Annotated in this window: 16 protein-coding genes and 1 pseudogene; 5 read left to right on the top strand and 12 right to left on the bottom strand. The window is 64.1% G+C overall.

The features are described from left to right. Positions 1-109: 109 nt before the first annotated feature. The 7 genes from P5W99_RS35405 to P5W99_RS35375 all read right to left on the bottom strand — a co-directional run bounded on the left by P5W99_RS35405 (position 110) and on the right by P5W99_RS35375 (position 7,960). Positions 110-1,468 (bottom strand): MFS transporter, encoded by a 1,359-nt coding sequence (locus tag P5W99_RS35405; RefSeq protein WP_434665985.1) that lies wholly within the window; start codon positions 1,466-1,468, stop codon positions 110-112. 95 nt (positions 1,469-1,563) lie between these two features. Next, positions 1,564-2,550: a hydroxymethylglutaryl-CoA lyase gene (locus tag P5W99_RS35400; protein WP_434665982.1), complete on the bottom strand. Its 987-nt coding sequence runs from the start codon at positions 2,548-2,550 to the stop codon at positions 1,564-1,566. Continuing rightward, positions 2,547-3,764, bottom strand: a complete 1,218-nt coding sequence (locus P5W99_RS35395; protein ID WP_421028435.1) for a CaiB/BaiF CoA transferase family protein — start codon at positions 3,762-3,764, stop codon at positions 2,547-2,549. The genes P5W99_RS35400 and P5W99_RS35395 overlap by 4 nt, the downstream gene beginning before the upstream one ends. 39 nt (positions 3,765-3,803) lie before the next feature. Further along, complete coding sequence (gene leuD / locus P5W99_RS35390) at positions 3,804-4,442, bottom strand: 3-isopropylmalate dehydratase small subunit (protein ID WP_421028434.1); 639 nt, start codon at positions 4,440-4,442, stop codon at positions 3,804-3,806. Next, positions 4,442-5,875, bottom strand: a complete 1,434-nt coding sequence (gene leuC, locus P5W99_RS35385) for a 3-isopropylmalate dehydratase large subunit (RefSeq protein ID WP_421028433.1) — start codon at positions 5,873-5,875, stop codon at positions 4,442-4,444. Before leuC ends, leuD begins: the two co-directional genes overlap by 1 nt. A 174-nt stretch (positions 5,876-6,049) precedes the next feature. Next, the gene (locus P5W99_RS35380; protein WP_434665977.1) at positions 6,050-6,970 is read right to left on the bottom strand and encodes a LysR substrate-binding domain-containing protein; all 921 of its coding nucleotides are present in this window, start codon (positions 6,968-6,970) and stop codon (positions 6,050-6,052) included. Positions 6,971-7,195: 225 nt separating this feature from the next. After that, positions 7,196-7,960, bottom strand: a complete 765-nt coding sequence (locus P5W99_RS35375) for an SDR family NAD(P)-dependent oxidoreductase (RefSeq protein ID WP_421028431.1) — start codon at positions 7,958-7,960, stop codon at positions 7,196-7,198. A gap of 153 nt (positions 7,961-8,113) precedes the next feature. Here P5W99_RS35375 and P5W99_RS35370 point away from each other — a divergent pair, with 153 nt between their 5' ends. Then, a complete protein-coding gene (locus P5W99_RS35370; RefSeq protein ID WP_421028430.1) occupies positions 8,114-9,031 on the top strand; it encodes a LysR family transcriptional regulator in 918 nt (305 codons plus the stop codon). 166 nt (positions 9,032-9,197) lie between these two features. Further along, complete coding sequence (locus P5W99_RS35365) at positions 9,198-10,169, top strand: alpha/beta hydrolase (protein ID WP_434665972.1); 972 nt, start codon at positions 9,198-9,200, stop codon at positions 10,167-10,169. A 175-nt stretch (positions 10,170-10,344) separates the two neighbouring features. On the opposite strand, the gene P5W99_RS35360 is transcribed toward P5W99_RS35365, so the two are convergent. Beyond that, positions 10,345-11,739, bottom strand: a complete 1,395-nt coding sequence (locus P5W99_RS35360) for an MFS transporter (RefSeq protein WP_421028428.1) — start codon at positions 11,737-11,739, stop codon at positions 10,345-10,347. Positions 11,740-12,228: 489 nt separating this feature from the next. On the opposite strand from P5W99_RS35360, the gene P5W99_RS35355 reads away from it, so the two are divergent. Then, positions 12,229-12,660 carry a hypothetical protein gene (locus P5W99_RS35355; protein ID WP_434665969.1) on the top strand — a complete coding sequence of 144 codons (432 nt, stop codon included), beginning with the start codon at positions 12,229-12,231 and terminating at the stop codon, positions 12,658-12,660. Between the two features lie 444 nt (positions 12,661-13,104). Here the strand turns inward: P5W99_RS35355 and P5W99_RS35350 are convergent. Further along, a pseudogene (locus P5W99_RS35350) lies at positions 13,105-13,500 on the bottom strand (acyl-CoA dehydrogenase family protein); the annotation flags it as partial. A gap of 107 nt (positions 13,501-13,607) precedes the next feature. Between P5W99_RS35350 and P5W99_RS35345 the strand changes: the two are divergent. Together P5W99_RS35345 and P5W99_RS35340 are read left to right on the top strand one after the other, a co-directional pair. Next, a complete protein-coding gene (locus P5W99_RS35345) occupies positions 13,608-14,216 on the top strand; it encodes a glycoside hydrolase family 108 protein (RefSeq protein ID WP_434665966.1) in 609 nt (202 codons plus the stop codon). An 8-nt stretch (positions 14,217-14,224) separates the two neighbouring features. After that, positions 14,225-14,890 (top strand): hypothetical protein, encoded by a 666-nt coding sequence (locus P5W99_RS35340; protein ID WP_434665964.1) that lies wholly within the window; start codon positions 14,225-14,227, stop codon positions 14,888-14,890. 9 nt (positions 14,891-14,899) lie between these two features. Here P5W99_RS35340 and P5W99_RS35335 read toward each other — a convergent pair whose 3' ends face one another. The 3 genes from P5W99_RS35335 to P5W99_RS35325 all read right to left on the bottom strand — a co-directional run bounded on the left by P5W99_RS35335 (position 14,900) and on the right by P5W99_RS35325 (position 18,119). Continuing rightward, positions 14,900-15,952 (bottom strand): IS630 family transposase, encoded by a 1,053-nt coding sequence (locus tag P5W99_RS35335; protein ID WP_434664674.1) that lies wholly within the window; start codon positions 15,950-15,952, stop codon positions 14,900-14,902. Positions 15,953-16,000: 48 nt separating this feature from the next. Beyond that, on the bottom strand, positions 16,001-17,341 hold the full coding sequence (locus P5W99_RS35330; RefSeq protein ID WP_421028424.1) for an alkaline phosphatase family protein: 1,341 nt from the start codon (positions 17,339-17,341) through the stop codon (positions 16,001-16,003). 301 nt (positions 17,342-17,642) lie between these two features. Continuing rightward, complete coding sequence (locus P5W99_RS35325; protein WP_421028423.1) at positions 17,643-18,119, bottom strand: hypothetical protein; 477 nt, start codon at positions 18,117-18,119, stop codon at positions 17,643-17,645. Positions 18,120-18,159 lie beyond the last annotated feature (40 nt).

Genomic DNA, 18,159 nt, shown 5'->3' with positions numbered 1-18,159 from the left:
CCTGTCGCGCAACACGACAGGCATATAGCCTTGAAAACCTTCGCCGGCTCGGCAACAGCCGAGCCGGCGTCCGTGTGAATGGCCATGCGCATACCGCGGCCTCACCGGTTCACTCCGGCATGCCTTTGCCGCGTGTTTCCGGCAGGAACCAGGGAATGACAATGCCCAGCAGGTAGCACGAACTCATAATGAGCGCGGCCTGCGAGACGCCGCCGAATGCCTTGATCATCGAGCCCGAGAGGATCGGGAAGACCCACGCGATCAACCGCGCGGCGTTGAACACGAAGCTGATCGCCGTCGAGCGCACGGTCGAGGTGAACAGTTCGCAGGGGTAAATCGCCATCCATGCATACGCACAGCCGAGCGTGAAGAAGCCGTTGATCGGCGCGATGATCAGCATGCCACCGAGCGTCGCCGTGAAGTGGTACGTGATGATCGTGGTGATCAGCGAGCCCACGAAGGTCATGCTCAGGAACGCGCGCCGGCCCATCGCATCGACCATGAAGCCCGACGCGAGATACGCAACGATAGCGCCTGCCGTGTAGATGATCGAGATGCGCGAGCCCCAGGCGAGCGCATCGGCGGCGCCCGTCGCCTTGGCGAGGCCGACGGTGAAGGTCGGCAGCCAGCTCGAGATGGCCCACCAGCCCGTGGTCGCGACGATCGAGAGCACCATCGTCAGCAGCGTGCGGCGCAGCGCTTCGCGCTCCGTGAACAGTTGCTTGAGCGTGAACGGACGCTTGTCCGCTTTGCCGGCGCGCGCCGCCGAGCTCGCGCTCGCGTCCGAGGTGGCGTTCCAGCGCTTTTCCTTGACGGCCTGCTGCCACTTCTCCGATTCGTTCATGCCGCGGCGCAGATAGAGCACGAAGAACGCGGGCAGCGCACCGACGATGAACATCAGGCGCCAGGTTTCAGCCCCCAGCGGATGAGTCGAAGACAGCGCATACCAGATCACGGCGGCGAGCAGCGTGCCCCAGCCAAAACCGGATTGCAGGAAGCCGGCGCCCTTCGCACGCGCATGCTCGGGCCACGTTTCGGAGACCAGCGCCACGCCGGTGCTCCATTCACTGCCCATCGCGAGCCCGGTGAGAAAGCGCAAGGCGCACAGCACGACGAAGGTATTCGAAAACGCGGTGAGGCCGGAGAACAGCGCATAGAGAAACACCGACCACAGCATCATGCGCTTGCGCCCGACGTAATCCGCGAGAATGCCGCCGACGAGGCCCCCCACGCCCCAGCCGAGCAAGGTGATGCCGATCACGGTGCCCGCGAAGACCGGCAGCGAATGCGCCTGCTGCGCCGTCAGGACCGACTTGAGCATGGGCGCGAGCACGACCACGAGTGCGAGCGCTTCGAAACCGTCGAAGATCCAGCCGAGGAAGCCGCCTCGCAGCACGCGCCAGTGCGTTGCGCTCAGGCCGTCATACCAGTGTGTTTTGGGCGGCTGGGCGATATGGGTTTCTTGCATGATGCTGTCTCCTGAGGAACGTGGTTTCGACGCTTTCTGTGTTCGTCTTCGGGTAAAACCGCGATCTTTCTGTCAATGCGATTTGATTGGCGATACTAAATTGAAATACTGCCGCGCTGCGCGGCCCGCTCGCGGATAGCCGCAAAATCGGCGGGCAGCGGATGCAGATCCAGCCGCTGCCCTGCTTTCACGATCTGGCTTGGCGTGTCGTGGCCGATCAGTGCGGGTAGTCGCTTCGACGCCGCGATGAGTGCCGCCAGGTCGACGCCTGTGTCGTAGCCCATCAGTTCGAGCGCATGCACGATTTCCTCGCTGCAGACGTTGCCGCTCACGCCCGGCGCGTAGGGACAGCCGCCGATGCCGCCGAGCGACGCGTCAAAGCGATCCGCGCCGGCATCGATCGCGGCGAGCACATTGGCGAGCCCCATGCCGCGCGTATTGTGAAAATGCAGCGTGAATTCGGTTTGCGGCCAGCGTGCGAGGCATTGCGCCGTGAGCGCCGCGACCTGCCGCGGATACGCCATGCCGGTCGTGTCGCACAGCGTCACACCGCGCGCGCCCGCCTCTTCGATGAAGCGCTGCGTCCATTCGAGCACGGTCGCGTCCGGTACGTCGCCTTCCATCGGGCAGCCGAATGCGCAGGACAGCGAGATATTCACGGCGAGGCCCGCCTCGCGGGCGAGCGCGGCCACCTGCTTCAGCCCGTCGAAAGACTGCTCGCGGATCATGCGCAGATTCGAGAGATTGTGGCTCTCGGTGGCGGACATCACAAGATTGAGCTCGTCGGCGCGCGCCTCGATCGCGCGTTCGGCGCCGCGCACGTTGGGCACGAGCGCCGTGTAGACCACGCCGGGCCGGCGCTCGATTGCGCGCAGCACCGCTTCGGCATCGCTCAGTGCGGGAATCGCCTTGGGCGACACGAACGCCGTCACTTCGATCTTGGCAACGCCGGTGCGCGAAAGCGCATCGATGAGCGCGATCTTCTCATTAGTCTCGACGAAGGTTCCTTCGGACTGGAACCCATCTCGTGTGCCGACTTCCTGCATGTAAATGCGCCGGCGCTCTCCACTCCAGACGTTCATGCAATCACTCCTTTTTCGCGCAGCGCGGCGATCTGGCTTTCGGCAAGACCGATCTCGCGCAGGATGCTTTCGGTGTCGTCGCCGAGCCTGGGCGCCGACGAGCGCACGCTGCCAGGCGTGCCCATGAGCTTGGGCACGATGCCCGGTACGTCCACTTCGTAGCCGTCGCGCGTAGGCTGCCGCAGGATCATGTCGCGCGCGCGGTAGTGCGAGTCCTCTGCGATATCGCGGGCCGTGTAGATCTTGCCTGCTGGCACGCGCGACTCGGTCAGCGTGGCCAGCACCGCTTCGCTGGAACGCCCGACGGTCCATGCCTCGATGGCGCGGTCGAGCTCGTCCACGCGCGCGACGCGGCCTGCGTTGTTCGCGAGCGCGGGATCGTCGGCGAGATCGCCACGGCCGATCGCCATCATCAGTCGGCGGAAGATGCTGTCGCCGTTGCCTGCGATAAGCACGTAGCCATCGGCGCAGCGGTACGCGTTGGACGGCGCGATGCCCGGCAGCGCGCTGCCGGCGGCTTCGCGCACGGCGCCGAACGCGCTGTACTCGGGAATGAGGCTTTCCATCACGTTGAAAACGGCTTCGTGCAGCGCCACGTCGATCACCTGCCCCTTGCCGCCGTTTGCGTCGCGGTGATAGAGCGCCGTGAGCACGCCGATCACGCCATGCAGCGCGGCGAGCGTGTCGCCGATCGAGATGCCGCAGCGCACCGGCACACGCCCGGGCTCGCCGGTCAAATGGCGCAGCCCGCCCATCGCTTCCCCGATCGAGCCGAAGCCCGGCAGATCGCGGTACGGGCCGGTCTGGCCGTAACCCGAAATGCGCAGCATGATGAGGCGCGGATTGACTTCCGCGAGCGCCTCGTAACTCATGCCCCAGCCTTCGAGCGTGCCCGGACGGAAGTTCTCGATGAGCACGTCGGCCTCGGCGATCAGCGTGCGCGCGATCTCCTGGCCTTCGGCGCTGCGCAGATCGAGCGCAAGCGAGCGCTTGTTGCGCGACTGCACCTGCCACCAGACGGAGGTGCCGTCTTTCATCAGGCGCCAGTTGCGCAGCGGATCGCCGGCGCCGGGCGGCTCGATCTTGACGACCTCGGCGCCGAATTCGCCGAGCGTCTTGCCCGCGAACGGCCCGGCGATCAGTTGTCCCATCTCGATCACGCGCACGCCTTTGAGCGCGGCGGGCGAAAGCGGCAGGGAAGATTGGGCACTCATCACACTCACTCCTGAAATACGGTGGGCACGTGAAACCGCTTAGCCAAAGAGCCAGGGTTCGCGCGCGCTGCGCTCGCGCTCGTAGGCGCGGATCGTGTCGGCCTGCTCGAGCGTGAGCGAGACATCGTCGAGACCATTGAACAGCCGGCGCTTGCGCTCGGCCTCGATCTCGAACGAGATGGCGTCGCCGCCGGCGGGCCGCACGATCTGCGCCTGTAAATCGATCTCGATGCGCAGGCCCGGCGTGCGTGCGGTGAGATCGAACAGCGCCGCTACGGCACGCTCGGGCAGGCGCACGGGCAGCATGCCGTTCTTGAAGCAGTTGCCGTAGAAGATGTCCGCGAAGCTCGGCGCGATCAGCGCGCGGATGCCGAAATCCGCCAGCGCCCAGGCTGCGTGCTCGCGGCTCGATCCGCAGCCGAAGTTCTCGCGCGTGAGCAGGATCTGCGCGCCCGCGTAGCGCGGCTGGTTGAGCGGAAAATCCGGATTCGGCCGGCGCGTCGCCAGGTCCTGGCCCGGCTCGCCGTGGTCCAGATAACGCCACTCGTCGAAGAGATTGGCGCCGAAGCCGGTGCGCTTCACCGACTTCATGAACTGCTTGGGAATGATCGCGTCGGTGTCGACGTTCGCGCGGTCGAGCGGCACGACGAGCGCATCGAGTCGGGTAAAGGCTTGCATCAGATCACTCCACGGGAAACGTCGACAAAGTGGCCGGTAACAGCCGCCGCCGCGGCCATGGCGGGGCTCACGAGGTGGCTGCGGCCGCCGGGGCCCTGGCGCCCCTCGAAATTGCGGTTGGACGTGGAGGCACAGCGCTCGCCCGGGCGCAGGCGGTCGTCGTTCATGCCCAGGCACATCGAGCAGCCGGGCTCGCGCCATTCGAAGCCCGCTGCCCTGAACACGGCGTCGAGCCCTTCGGCTTCCGCCTGTGCCTTGACGAGCCCGGAGCCTGGCACCACCAGCGCCAGCTGGATGGTGGGCGCGACGCGGCGGCCCTTCACGACCGCCGCGGCGGCGCGCAGGTCTTCGATGCGTGCGTTCGTGCACGAGCCGATAAATACCTTGTCGAGCCCGATGCGCCCGATCGGCGTGCCAGGCTCGAGGCCCATGTAGTCGAGCGCGCGCGTCATGCCGGCGCGGCGCACCGGGTCGGCCTCGGCGGCGGGGTCGGGCACCATGCCGTCGACCGGCACCACCATCTCGGGCGAGGTGCCCCAGGTCACCATCGGCTTGAGCTGCGTCGCGTCGATGCGCACGGTCTTGTCGAACTGCGCGCCCTCGTCGCTCACCAGCGTGCGCCAGTACTTCACCGCGGCGTCCCAGTGCGCTTCGCCCGGCGCGAACGGGCGACCCTTCACGTAGTCGAGCGTCACGTCGTCCACACCGATGAGCCCCACGCGCGCGCCGGCTTCGATCGCCATGTTGCACAGCGTCATGCGCCCTTCCATCGAGAGCGCGCGGATCGTGCCGCCCGCGAACTCCATCGCGTAGCCCGTGCCTCCCGCCGTGCCGAGCTTGCCGATGATGGCAAGCACGAGGTCCTTGGCGCTCACGCCTGGCGGCAGCGCGCCTTCGACTTCGACGCGCATCGACTTCATTTTTTCGACCGAGAGGCACTGCGTCGCCAGCACGTGCTCCACTTCCGAGGTGCCCACCCCGAACGCGAGCGCCGCGAAGGCGCCGTGCGTGCTCGTGTGCGAGTCGCCGGCCACGACCGTCATGCCGGGCAGCGTCGCGCCCTGCTCCGGACCGACCACGTGGATGATGCCCTGCCGCGCGTCGCGAAGGCCGTAGGTTCGGATGCCGAATTCGTTGCAGTTGGTGTCGAGCTGGGCGACCTGCATGCGCGAGAGCGGGTCCGCGATGGCGTCGATGCTGGTGCGCTCGGCGGCGAGCGTCGGCACGTTGTGATCGGCGACGGCAAGCACCGTGCCGGCGCGCCAGGGCTTGCGGCCCGCCATGCGCAGTGCTTCGAACGCCTGCGGACTCGTCACCTCGTAGACGAGGTGGCGGTCGACATAGAGCAGCGTCGGGCCATCGGGCGTCTGGGCGACGACGTGGCTTTGCCACAGCTTGTCGAAGAGCGTGCGGGGCGTGCTCGCGGACTCCATCAATGTGTCTCCTGGATTCGGCTAATGATTGCCTCGCAGTCCGTCGCCCTGGCGGGCGAGGCTGCGGCCTATGGAGAGGCATTCTGCGCGCGCATGGCCATGGGCGGAATGACACGATGTGGAAGCGAGCTTCGCGAAACGCGAAAGCTCGCCGCGCGCCCGTGGGCGCAGACATCACTTCGGCCCGGCTGGCGGTTGCGAAGCAGAGCCCACCAGATGATTGATGAGCAGCCGCGCCGGCTTCGGCAACGCACTCAGGTCGCGCGCGCAGATCAGCAGGTCGCGCACGGCCCAGTCTTCGGCAAGACCGATCCTGTGCAGGTCCATCGAGCGAAGATGCGGGCGCACGGCCGCGTCGGGCAGCACGGCGATGCCCAGTCCGGCGGCGACCATCAGGCACATCGCGTCGAAGCTGCGGACCTGGATGCGCAGCTTCAGCTGAGCGCCGGTGAAGGCCGTGGCGGCCTTCAGGCGCCTCGCGAGCGAGGTGCCGCGCGAGAGACTCACAAAATCGAATGCCAGCGCATCGGCGAAAGACACCGTTTCACGCTGCGTCAGCGGATGGCCGCCCGGCGCCACCACCACGAGCCGGTCACTGCGGTACGGCATGGTCTGCAGGCCGAACGTCGGCATCTGGTCGGCCATGATGCCGAAGTCGGCCGCCCCGTCCACCACGGCGAGCGCCACCTGTTCGCTGTCCTGCTCCTCGAGCTCGATGCGGATTTCCGGATTAGCCGCATTGAACGCCGCGATGTCCGAGGGCAGAAACTGCGTGACCGCCGACGTGTTGGCCCAGAGCCGCACGACGCCCGCTACCCCGGCCGCATAGTCCGACATGTCGGCCGTCATCAGATCGACGTCGCTGAGGATGCGCTGCGCATGCTGTTTGAGCGCCTCACCCGCAGCGGTTAGCGTGATGCCGCGCGAATGACGCTCGAGGAGCGGCGTGCCGACCGCCGCTTCGAGGTCCGCGATGCGCTTGCTGGCTGCCCCCACGGCGAGATGGGCGAGCTCGGCGCCCTTGCTGATGCTGCCGCTGCGGACGACCAGCGCGAACAACGAGAGCGAGACGAGATCGAGACGATGGAGATTCATTTGCGGACATTCCAACGACGGCAAAGACTCCATTATGAGGAATGAACCGGGCATTCGCTCTGGGCACAGTCCAGCCGACGGACGCAGTGGCCCGATCGTAAAGGCTCGACTAGCACGACATCCGTGTCGTCTCGCGCAACCATCGTAAGCTGCACTTCATCGATCACGACGACGTCATCATCGGCGCCCCGCCGCCCGCGATTGCCCGCGTCATCCGATCTGCAGTCAGACCTGCTGCTGGCCGCCATCGACGAACAGCTCGATGCCGTTCACGAAGCTCGCGTCGTCAGAGGCCAGGAACAGCGCCGCACTTGCAATCTCGCCGGGTTCGCCAAGACGTCCCATCGGGATCTGCGCAGCCAGGTAATCGGCGAGACCCTGGCGCTGGGCGGCATCGTCACCAGCCAGGTCGAGCAGGCCGGGTGTGCGGGTCGCACCCGGGCTCACCGTGTTCACGCGGATGCGGCGGTCCTTCAAATCGAGAATCCAGCTGCGTGCGAAGGCGCGCACTGCGGCCTTCGAAGCCGAATACACGCTGAATGCAGCCGTGCCCGCGCTGCCCGCCGTCGAGCCGGCGAGAATCACCGATGCGCCCTCGGCGAGCAGCGGCAGCGCCTTTTGCACGGTGAACAGCACGCCCTTCACGTTGCGATCGAAGGTGTCGTCGTAGTGCTCTTCGGTGATATCGCCCAGCGGCAGCATCGAACCGCCGCCGGCGTTCGCGAACAGCACGTCGAGGCGCCCGTGCTCTTCCTTGATCTGCGCATACAGCGCGTCGAGTTCACCAAGCTTCGTCGAGTCGACGCGCACGCCGGTCGCGTTGCCGCCGGCTTCGCGGATGCGCTTCACCGCGGCATCGAGTTCGGCCTGACGGCGGCCGGTGAGGTAGACGTGCGCGCCTTCTGCGGCAAAGCGCTGTGCCGTGGCGAGGCCGATGCCGCTGGTTGCGCCGGTAACGAGTGCGATCTTGTTGTCGAGTTTGCGTGCCATGGTGTTTCTCCTTTCGTTCGCCAGGTGAATGACTGCGTGAATGACTGCGTTCGGTGTTGCGTGCTGCGATGTGAGGAGAATATCGACGGCCGCTTCTTTTCGAAATAGAATTGATTGCAATCCAACGTTGCAAAAATGAAAAGATGAGGGGAAATGGCGAAGCTGCCTGATTTCGAAGGACTCGCGATGTTCGCGAAGGTCGCCGAGGAAGGATCGTTCGCGGCCGCGGCGCGCGCGATGGGGGTGTCGGTGGCAACGGTCTCGCGCGGCGTCGCCCGTCTGGAAGACCGGCTGGGCGCGCGGCTCTTCAACCGCACGTCGCGCCAGCTCTCGCTCACCGAGTTCGGCCGGACGATCTGCGAGAAGGCCGGCGAGATCTACCGTCAGGCCGAAGAAGCGGAGAGCGCCGCGCGCGAGATGTCGGTGCAGCCACGCGGACTGGTGCGTCTGGCCGTGCCGATGTCGTTCGGGCTGCGCTGGGTCGCGCCGCTGCTGCCCGCGTTCTTTCGCGCGTATCCGGAGGTGTCGATCGACCTGCATCTATCGGATGCGTCGGTCGATCTGGTCGCCGACGGGTTCGACGCCGCGCTGCGCATTGCCGCGTTGCCGGATTCGTCGCTGGTCGCGCGGCGGCTATGCGCGGTCACGCAATTCGTGGTGGCGTCGCCGGCGTATCTGGAGCGCGAAGGGCGGCCCGCCCATCCGCGTGAGCTGATCGACCGGCCATGCCTTTCATACGCGTACCGCGCGCGCAGCGACGTGTGGCGCTTTACGAACGCGGCGGGCGAGGAGGAGCCGGTCATGCCAACCGGCCCGCTGCGCGTGACGAACGCCGATGCGCTGCTGCCCACGCTGCTCGATGGCCTCGCGATCGCCGAGCTGCCCGAATTCATCGCCGCCGAATATCTGGCCGATGGCCGCCTCGAAGCGATCCTCACCGACTGGTCGCTCACGAAGGGCGGTCTTTACTTCGTCACGCCGTCGGCGCGCGCGCGTCCTGCGAAGGTGGCCGCGCTGTCCGACTTCTTTGCGGAACATCTCTGCGAGCCATCGTGGCGATGGCCGAAGTAGTGTGCTGGCCGATTCGGCGAGCCGGCCCGCATCATTGCATTTATGCAATAGTAAGTTTAGAAAACTTCCATTTCGCAAATATCGCGCAATCCGTATTCTCCTATCGACCGGCTGCACGACATCACGCGTCGAAAGCCACTCGACCATACGGAAAAGGAGAATCACGATGAACACGCAAACCACGCCGAATTCGCCCGATTCCGCAACCGTCGCCTTCCTCGCTGCGCTCAACGGCGCAACCGGCCCGGCGATCGAAACGCTCGCCCCCGCCGAAGCGCGCGAAGTTCTGGCGGGCGCCCAGCGCAGCGTGCCGGTCGACGTTTCGGGCATCGACGTCACGCGACGTACGATCGAACAGGATGGCCTCGTCGTGCCGGTCGTGGTCGTCAAGCCGCAGAACGCGCGCGGCGTGCTGCCCGTGTTCATGTTCTTCCACGGTGGCGGCTGGATTCTCGGCGATTATCCGACGCATGAGCGTCTGGTGCGCGACCTCGTCGTCCAGTCGGGCGCAGCCGCAGTGTTCGTCGAATACACACCTTCGCCCGAGGCCCGCTATCCGGCCGCGATCAACGAGGCTTATGCGGCGACGAAGTGGGTCGCCGCGCATGGCGAGGAAATCGGCGTCGATGGTGCGCGCCTGGCCGTCGTGGGCAACAGCGTGGGCGGCAACATGGCGGCGGTCGTCAGCCAGATGGCGAAGGACCGGCAGGGCCCTGCCATCCGCTTCCAGGGGCTCATGTGGCCGGTGACGGACCACGCGTTCGACAACGCCTCGTACGACGCTTTTGCGAACGGCTACTTCCTCAGCCGCGACATGATGAAGTGGTTCTGGGACGCGTACACGAGCAATGAACGCGAGCGCAACGGACGTTACGCATCGCCGCTGCGCGCCTCGATCGACGAACTGAAGGGTTTGCCGCCCGCACTCATTCAGACCGCGCAGTTCGACGTGCTGCGCGACGAAGGCGAGGCATACGGACATCGGCTCGACCAGGCGGGCAACGACGTGACGACGACCCAGTACAAAGGGACGATTCACGACTTCGGCCTGCTCAACGCGCTCGCCGCTGACGCCCCGACGCGCGCCGCCATGCAGCAGATGGCACACGCGTTGAAGACGCGTCTTCAAGCACCTTGAAAACCGCCCTGTCTGTCGCGTTGCGTCGACCGGCAGCAGTGGACCGAATATGCCCATCGAACAACGCGCATTCGATACCACCACCTTCCTCGCTGCAACAAAACGTCTCGGCATCGCGCGCGAAGGGCGCTCCGGTTAGTCCCGAAGCGCCCCAATCAAAGCAGCAATGCGCTGCTCAATTGCCGGCGCTTGCCTCCACGGCCTGCACGGCCGGCTGCCCTACAACACTCTCCTGCGGCAGCGCCCATTCGAGCCAGCGCGCGCGGTGCGCGAGCACCAGCATGAACGCGAGCGCCGCGAGCACGCCGAAGGTCGCAAAGCCCATCTGGTAGCTGCCCGTGCTTTCGCGCGCGATGCCCATGATCACGGGCAGATAGAACCCGCCAATGCCGCCCGCCGCACCCACGATGCCTGACATCAGGCCCGTGCGGCCCTGCCAGCGGCGCGGCACGAGCTGGAACGTGGCGCCGTTGCCCAGGCCGAAGCACACATAAGTGAACGCAAGCAGCGCGATACCCGCACCAAACGGCGGCATCCACGCGGCGAACGCGAAGTCGCACAGCGAGATGGCCGCAAGCAGCAGCACCAGCGCGCGCACGCCCGAGATGCGGTCGGCGACTAGCCCGCCGATCGGGCGCACCATCGCGCCAGTCAGCGCAAGCAGCGACATGATCACGCCGGCTTCGAGTTTGGGCACCTGGTAGAGCGACACCAGCAGCGTCGTCACGTACGACGACATGCCCACGAAGCCGCCGAACGTGATGCTGTACACGAGCATGACGACCCAGGTGTCGCCCTCCGCGAGCACGCCGCGATAGTGGCGCGGCAGCACGGCGATCGCGAGCAGCGCGCCCATCACGGGCAGCAGCAGCACGCCGGTCTTGCCGGCGCCGAACACGCCCGCATGCACGGCGAGCACGAGCGCGATCAGGCCTGCCAGCGCGATGCAAAATGCGCGCAGCGCCTCGCGCGCGCTGCCCGACTTCTCGCCGAGATCGCGGGCCCAGAAGCACACTGCCATGGCGGCGAGGCCGAGCAGCGGCAGCGCCGCGCCCGTAGCGCGCATCCATCCATGGCTGTTGGCGAGCCCCGGGAACAGGAAGCCGTCGAGCACCGCGCCGATGTTGCCGGCAGCGGCGAGGCCTAGCACGAGGCCTTGCACCTTCGGCGGATAGTTGCTGCCCGCCATCGGCAACGCCACCGCGAAGCTCGCGCCGCCCACGCCCAGCAACACGCCGAGCACGAGCAGCAGCGTATAGGACGGCGCGCCCGGCATCATCAGCAGCACGAGGGCGGGAATGGCCGAGAGCGCAATGCCCATCAGCGCGACCTTGCGGCCATCGCAGGCCTGGTAGAGGTTGCCCAGCGTCACGCGCAATATTGCCGCGCCCAGCACCGGCACCGCGACGAGCAAGCCGAGTTCGGCCGGCGTCATCGCCACGTCCTTCTGAATAAACGGCGCAAGCGGGCCAAACATCACCCACACCGTAAATCCGGTGTCGAAGTATAGAAAACACGCCACCAGCGCGCGCCAGTTGCCACTCTTCAGCGAACTCAAAAGATCTTTCACGAGGCTCTCTCCAGGTAATGCGTCTGTGCGCGCCAGCGGCGCCCGGTTCCATTTACTTCGCAATCCGATATTTCATTCGTCGGCGGCACAGGGCATAAAAAAGCGTCCCGAGGCGCATCCGCATGAAACTGTTGCGCTTCATGCGATGCCGCCTCGGGACGCCTTTGCCCCGCCTTGCTCGTAGTCGCCGCCTGCAATCGTCCCGCGCGTGCGGGACGAACTGAAATCACCGAGGCCGTCGTTGGCCTCGCGGCGTATCAAGCAATCTGCATGCCAACGGCAAAACAGGCGCTAGATGCCCGCTTGGCGGCCGGCCCGGCGCTGTGCGCCCACCATCCCTGTGCGATCGATGAAAGCTATTGGTGCACCGCAGCGTACTCACGCACCAGAGGCGGGCGCGCGTCGTCAGGCGACCTATCATTGACTGGAGCGAAGTGCTCTATATGGGCCGGGAGCAGGCATTCATCCCGGCCAGGAAGGAGGCGCATCATGAGACCCGCCGGCTGGATCCTGCTGGGCACGCTGGCCTTCGTCACTTGCGCCGTATGGTCGGAAAGCGTCGCTGCGAACACGCTGAAACCCGCTGCTGCGCCGGCAATCGCCATCGTTTCCGGCACATGGGGCGCCAGTTGCGGCGCGCCGCACGGCAACGTCACGCGCGAACTCGCGCGGCGCTGTAACGGTCTGCGGACCTGCGGCTATGTACTCGACGCGCGGGCGATCCATTCGCTGCCGGCCCGCGTCGGCGAGTCACTGACTTCGACGCGAAACGCCACTGCCGCCCGAACCTGCCGCGTCGACTACCGCGCAAGATGGCGATGCGGCAGCCGCGAGGTGCATGACGCTGCGCTTGGCGCCGAAGCGTCGCCTGGCGATACGCTCGTGCTCAGTTGCGTACACGAAGATGGCCCGGGGCACTGAGGCCCTGCGATCCACCACCCTCACGCGTCAGCCCGATAGCGCCTCAGCCGTTGCTGCCTGCTCGATATGAGCCGCAAACCGCTGCTTCCCGGCGCGATCTCATCGCGCAGCGTGAGCGCCGCGATCTCGTACCCTCCCGCATTCTGCGGACGAAATGCAATGGGCGCGGCGCTCCAGAGCAAGACGTCGAAGCCCGCGGCAGTACGGCACAATAGTTTGCGTCGTCTCGATCTCAATCTGCTGGTCACGCGCGCGTTGACCTGCCCAGGGCCAATGGGCTTCTGGCAAAGCCTCTTTAAACCAGTTCCTGGAAAGCGGCAGGAGCATCCGCCGTTGCCCGATGTTTCGCCGCAAACTCCGATGGCGAAAGGGCTGGAGCGCTGGAGCCTCAGCCACCAGCGACGGCGCGCCGTCCCCCTTCCCGGTGGCTTGCGTGAACTTGGCTCATTGCGCAATCGCCCGGCCAATCATTATTCGCTGGATGTCGTTTGCGCCTTCGTAGATTTGGCACACTCGAACATCGCGATAGATGCGCTCGACCGGAAAATCCGACACGTAGCCGCAGCCGCCGTGAATCTGGATCGCATCGGAACAAACCTTCTCAGCAATCTCCGACGCGAACATCTTCGCGATTAACGCCCAGGTCAGACATGCCTTGCCCGCATCCTTCAACGGTGCGCCCCGCCACACCATCAATCGCGCAGCTTCAATCTGCGTTGCCATGTCAGCCAATCGGAACGTGACCGCCTGATGCTCAATCAACGATTTTCTGAAGGTCTCACGTTCTTTGGCGTATTTCACGGCCGCTTCGAATGCTGCTCGTGCCATACCTACCGCTTGCGTCTCGGCAATTAAACAAATTCAGTTCGCATAACACTGCTTCAACTTCAATCTCCTTCACATCCCTTCCGTACGCTAACGCACATTTTTTAAATTTCACGCCGTCTATGGCATTTCTGTTTTCTAGAATTCATGGATATCAGCGTGATGCAATCCTAATGGATATGCGTTCCCGGAGTTCGAAAAAAGGAGACGTGGCGATGACTGACGACGACATTATCGACTACGTGCTGAGGTTCGAAGGCGGCTTCACCAACAACCCATCGGATCACGGCGGCCCGACCAACTTCGGCATTACCGCCGCCGACTATGGCCGCTTTCTCGGACTCCATGGCCCCGCGAGCGCCGAGCAGATCAGCAATATGTCGCGCAACGATGCGATCGCCATTTACAAGCGCGACTACATCGCCCAACCCGGGTTCGGGCCCATCACAGACGGCACGATCAAGCTCACAGTGGTGGACGCCGGCGTGTTGTTCGGCACATCGCGTTCGACGCGCTGGCTTCAGCAAGCGCTGCAAATCAAGGCTGACGGGATAATGGGCACCGATACGCTGAGTGCGTTGTCCGCTTGCACCGATCCGCCGAAACTCGCGCGCGCGATCCTCGCACTGCGGTTCGGCGCCATTGCCGATATCGTTGCAAAAGACCAGTCGCAGATTATCTTTCTGCGCGGATGGGTCAGTCGCGCTACATCACTTCTCAACATCCTTTGAGACCGATCATGGCCGATACCTCCACCAACAACGAGCTGGCACAAATCGCTAACATCGTCCGCCCGGTTTCCCCGAGCCTTGCGCAAGCGCTCGGCGGCCCCTCCGCAGGCATTGTGGTCGCCGCGCTCGGGCGTTGCCTGCTGCAAGACGTCCAGGCAAACTCCGACGACATACTCACGGTCTTGAAGAAAGGCGATCCTGCAATGCAAAACGCCATTCTGGCTGCGGAGGAATCTTGTCAGCTACGCTTGCGGGAAAGCGGCAGCGGACTCGCTCAACTTGCCCCCGAGGTCGCCTTGGCCGTCATCTCGGACGACGAGCAAACCCAGCGCCTGAAATATGGCGATATCGAAGGGGCGCGCGCACGCCAGATCGCCTCGCATGACTTCACCAATTCGATATTGGCCTATGGGGTTAGCATTGGCTTTTTCGCCATTCTGATCATCCTGATGTTCTTTAGCGACAAGGTGAATACACTCTATAAAGACCTGCTGTACACACTACTGGGTGTGGTTGGCACCGGCTGGGCCAATGTCATCGGTTTCTACTTTGGCTCTAGCGCAGGCTCCGCGCAAAAGACCCAGGCACTAACGGCAGTCCTTACTTCACGGCAGCAACAGCAGCAGTCAACTTCAGGACCGCCACGCTCCAGAATGACGACAAAGGGCTCCTAGTCCGCTGCGTCATTGAATTGGCACCACTCGAATCCGACGCGAAGGATCGTCATATTTCCACTTGATCGGCTTCGGGTTCTTGTTGTGCTCGCGAATGTAATGCATCAGTTTGCGATCCAGATCCTTCACCGAAGTGAAGATGCCGCGCGCGATAACATCGCGCTGGATGCGCGAGAACCAGTTCTCCACCTGGTTGAGCCACGACGAGTAGGTCGGCGTGAAGTGCAGGCGCACGTTGCGATGCGCATCGAGGAACTCGGCGACCCGATGCGTCTTATGGCTGCTGACGTTGTCGCAGATAACATGGATTTCGCGGCGTTTGGGCTGGCTGGCGACGACGTCGGTCAGGAAGGCCACGAACTGTTCGCTGGTGTGGCGTGCTGCCGTTTTGCCCAACACCTCGCCGGTGGCGGTGTTGAATGCCGCGAACAGACTGAGCGTGCCGTTGCGCTTGTACTCGAAGCCGTGGCTCTCGGCACGCCCCGGTGACAGCGGCAGCATCCGGTCCTTGCGGTCGAGCGCCTGGATCGCGGTCTTCTCGTCCACGCAGAACACCGCTGCGTGCGCCGGTGGGTTCAGGTACAGCCCGATCACGTCGGCCGCCTTGGCCTCGAAATCCGGGTCGTTGGAGACCATGTGCCGCCCCAGCTGCGGCGGTTTGATGCCGTGCTTGCGCCAGATGCGCTGCACGGTCGAGACCGACACGTCGCTGAGTTCTGCCGCGAGTTTGTAGCTGCTCCAGTGTGTCGAACCGTCGGCAGGCCTGTGTTTGAGGGTTCGGTTGAGCACCCGCGCTTCCAGTCTCGCGGGAGGCTGCCTGGGCGCACGCCCGGGGTGCCGGGCATACATGCCGGCCAGCCGCTCACTGAGGAATCGCGCCGACCAGCGCGCGATGAAGCGAGAATCACAACCGAGTGTGCGCATGATGCTGTCACGCGACTCGCCGTCCTCGAGCATCAGGATCAACTTCGCGCGTCGCACGTCCGCCGCACGCACCGTCCGGCTACGCGCCGCCGACAGCAGTTGCTCCCGCTCAATATCTGTCAGATTCATTTTTCCCATGACCTAGATCTGAACACAGACGGGGTGCTAATTCAATGACGCAATCGACTAGTGATGGGCATACAGCGGCAGGAAAGGATCTTTTGCGCGCGGCGTGCCCTCGCTCGTTGGCCGCGATGAATCCGGCGCGTGCGGTTGCGGACATTGTGGAATGCTCGTGCGAGGCGCGGCCAGACTCAGGACCTGGGTGAAATCATTGGCCGCCTTCACGCGCGCCGTGAAATTCAATGCGCCGTCAAGCCCGAGCAGGGCGTCCGTGGTCTTCAGGATCGACGTGTGGTCGTACAGCGTGTGGTCGATCGTGCCGGCTTGCACGAAAGGCGAGACAACGATCGCGGGCACCCGCACGCCAAGCTGGTTGAATGCAAACTTGTGCGTGTTCAGCGCAGGATTGTCGGTCGAACCCGGCGCCACTGCGGCGGGAGGCGTCACGTGATCGAAGAATCCGCCATGCTCGTCGAAGACGATCAGCAGCACGCTACTGGGCCACAGCGCTGAACCGCTAATCGCGTCGTAGACCTGCTTGACCAGCGCTTCGCCTTTGCAAACATCGCAGGCCGGATGCATCGAGTTGCCGTTGCGGAAATCGTTCGTGGCATCGTAGGTAGGCTCGATAAAGACGAATTTCTCCGTCACCTGCCCTGCCGCGATTTGCGTCAGAAACGTGTTCATCGAAACAAATCGATTCAGCGAATTGTGTATGCCGGCAATGCCTCGGGTCTGCGCGACGTCGCCCTGCACGACGAGCCAGTCCGATGGCTGCAAGGCCGAAAATATCGTGCCTGCCGGAAAGTTGAAGATGGGCGCATTCGTGAATACCGCCTGAAAGACTTGTCCCGAGCTCGGCGAATGATCGAGTCCGGACGAAGTGCCCGCGATTGCAAAGAAGCGGTTGGGCCACGTGGGTCCGGGCATGGAAGAAAACCAGTTGTCGCACACGCAGAATTGACGCGCCAGGAAGTTCAGTACCGGCAGTTGATCGGGCGTGAACACGCTGAAGGCGTCGGCGACATTGTCGGAATGATCTTCGTAGGTTGCGGCAAAACCCGTGTTGGCAGGGGCCTCCGCCAACGGCGGATATTTGCCTGGCGGAAGAACGAGCGAGTCGTGGAGCACGGTGGCGCCGCTGGCAACCTGCAGCCCACATAACTGGACACACGCGTCGGTGAATTCATGGCCGGGATCGAAGCCCAGCGCATAGGGCGAGCCGTGCCCTAGCGTGTATGAGGTTCCGGTTCGCCCGTAATTGACAATGGGCTCCGCCGGCAACCCATTGGCCGTGGTGGCTCCGCCGCCCGGCAGCGTGCCGGTGAAGTTGGACAGGCCAAAGATGCTGTCGTACGAGCGGTTTTCCAGCATCAGGACGAATACGTGTTTGATCTCTGGCATAGGGCTACCTTCAAGCTCGGCATGGACACCCATCTCGCGGTGGGAATGGGACGATGAACAGCTCGCTTGCTACGTCACACGGCTTGCCCATTATGTGCGCTTTCGAACGGTTCGGTCAAAGCGTGAGCTTTCAGATAGAAACATCCTGGCAGGACGATTTGCACGGCAATTTCTGAAACAGGCCATTCATTTTGAATATCGAAACGATGGTTTTATACACCGTATGTTTCGGAACAAAGTGGCTTATCTATACGCCCCTGCCATGAATCACCCATGAATGACTGGCCAGCGCGACACCTGCTCAGAAATGCTGGTCGTAGGCGAGCCGGATGTGAGTCGGTTCGGCGTTGCCTTTTCTCGTGACCGAAAGGTCGATGCGATAACGCCCTTGCCACGGCATCTCGAAGTAGTTGCCATAGGTCACCGTATCGTTGATTCGCAACGCCTGCAGCAGCTTGACTTGGGGTTGCGCCCGCGACTTGTGCGCCGGGCTGGTTACTTTCGCGGTCACGGTTGCATCGTCGATACGCGCACCGGTCGACTTGTCGAACAACGCGACAACCAGATGGTAGCTGGATCCCCCATGTGTCTGCGTATCCTCGGGTGCGCTCGCCCCTCGCTCGACCACCATCGCCTTGTCTGCAGGCACCACGCCGAAGTGCACCGTCAACCCGCTCTTTGTCGTACTTCGATTCAACGCGTCCGCATGAGCCGCGCCGGCCGTTGTGCCCAAAAATATCACCAGTACAGCCAACAGGAGTTTCATGATCTTCTGCATGATCGCCTCGATTTCGTGAGCGGAGTGTTCGAAACCCGGA

It is taken from the genome of Paraburkholderia sp. A3BS-1L (assembly GCF_051125215.1).
Classification (GTDB): Bacteria; Pseudomonadota; Gammaproteobacteria; order Burkholderiales; family Burkholderiaceae; genus Paraburkholderia.
The sequence above is the reverse complement of the archived record's forward strand: the minus strand, read 5'-3'. Positions and strand labels throughout refer to the sequence as shown.

What these genes read in the sequence shown, in the direction of transcription:
- P5W99_RS35405 (WP_434665985.1), bottom strand. Translation starts at nt 1,468, where the DNA reads ATGCAAGAAACCCATATCGCCCAGCCGCCCAAAACACACTGGTATGAC.
- P5W99_RS35400 (WP_434665982.1), bottom strand. Translation starts at nt 2,550, where the DNA reads ATGAACGTCTGGAGTGGAGAGCGCCGGCGCATTTACATGCAGGAAGTC.
- P5W99_RS35395 (WP_421028435.1), bottom strand. Translation starts at nt 3,764, where the DNA reads ATGAGTGCCCAATCTTCCCTGCCGCTTTCGCCCGCCGCGCTCAAAGGC.
- leuD (WP_421028434.1), bottom strand. Translation starts at nt 4,442, where the DNA reads ATGCAAGCCTTTACCCGACTCGATGCGCTCGTCGTGCCGCTCGACCGC.
- leuC (WP_421028433.1), bottom strand. Translation starts at nt 5,875, where the DNA reads ATGGAGTCCGCGAGCACGCCCCGCACGCTCTTCGACAAGCTGTGGCAA.
- P5W99_RS35380 (WP_434665977.1), bottom strand. Translation starts at nt 6,970, where the DNA reads ATGAATCTCCATCGTCTCGATCTCGTCTCGCTCTCGTTGTTCGCGCTG.
- P5W99_RS35375 (WP_421028431.1), bottom strand. Translation starts at nt 7,960, where the DNA reads ATGGCACGCAAACTCGACAACAAGATCGCACTCGTTACCGGCGCAACC.
- P5W99_RS35370 (WP_421028430.1), top strand. Translation starts at nt 8,114, where the DNA reads ATGGCGAAGCTGCCTGATTTCGAAGGACTCGCGATGTTCGCGAAGGTC.
- P5W99_RS35365 (WP_434665972.1), top strand. Translation starts at nt 9,198, where the DNA reads ATGAACACGCAAACCACGCCGAATTCGCCCGATTCCGCAACCGTCGCC.
- P5W99_RS35355 (WP_434665969.1), top strand. Translation starts at nt 12,229, where the DNA reads ATGAGACCCGCCGGCTGGATCCTGCTGGGCACGCTGGCCTTCGTCACT.
- P5W99_RS35345 (WP_434665966.1), top strand. Translation starts at nt 13,608, where the DNA reads ATGGCATTTCTGTTTTCTAGAATTCATGGATATCAGCGTGATGCAATC.
- P5W99_RS35340 (WP_434665964.1), top strand. Translation starts at nt 14,225, where the DNA reads ATGGCCGATACCTCCACCAACAACGAGCTGGCACAAATCGCTAACATC.
- P5W99_RS35335 (WP_434664674.1), bottom strand. Translation starts at nt 15,952, where the DNA reads ATGGGAAAAATGAATCTGACAGATATTGAGCGGGAGCAACTGCTGTCG.
- P5W99_RS35330 (WP_421028424.1), bottom strand. Translation starts at nt 17,341, where the DNA reads ATGCCAGAGATCAAACACGTATTCGTCCTGATGCTGGAAAACCGCTCG.
- P5W99_RS35325 (WP_421028423.1), bottom strand. Translation starts at nt 18,119, where the DNA reads ATGCAGAAGATCATGAAACTCCTGTTGGCTGTACTGGTGATATTTTTG.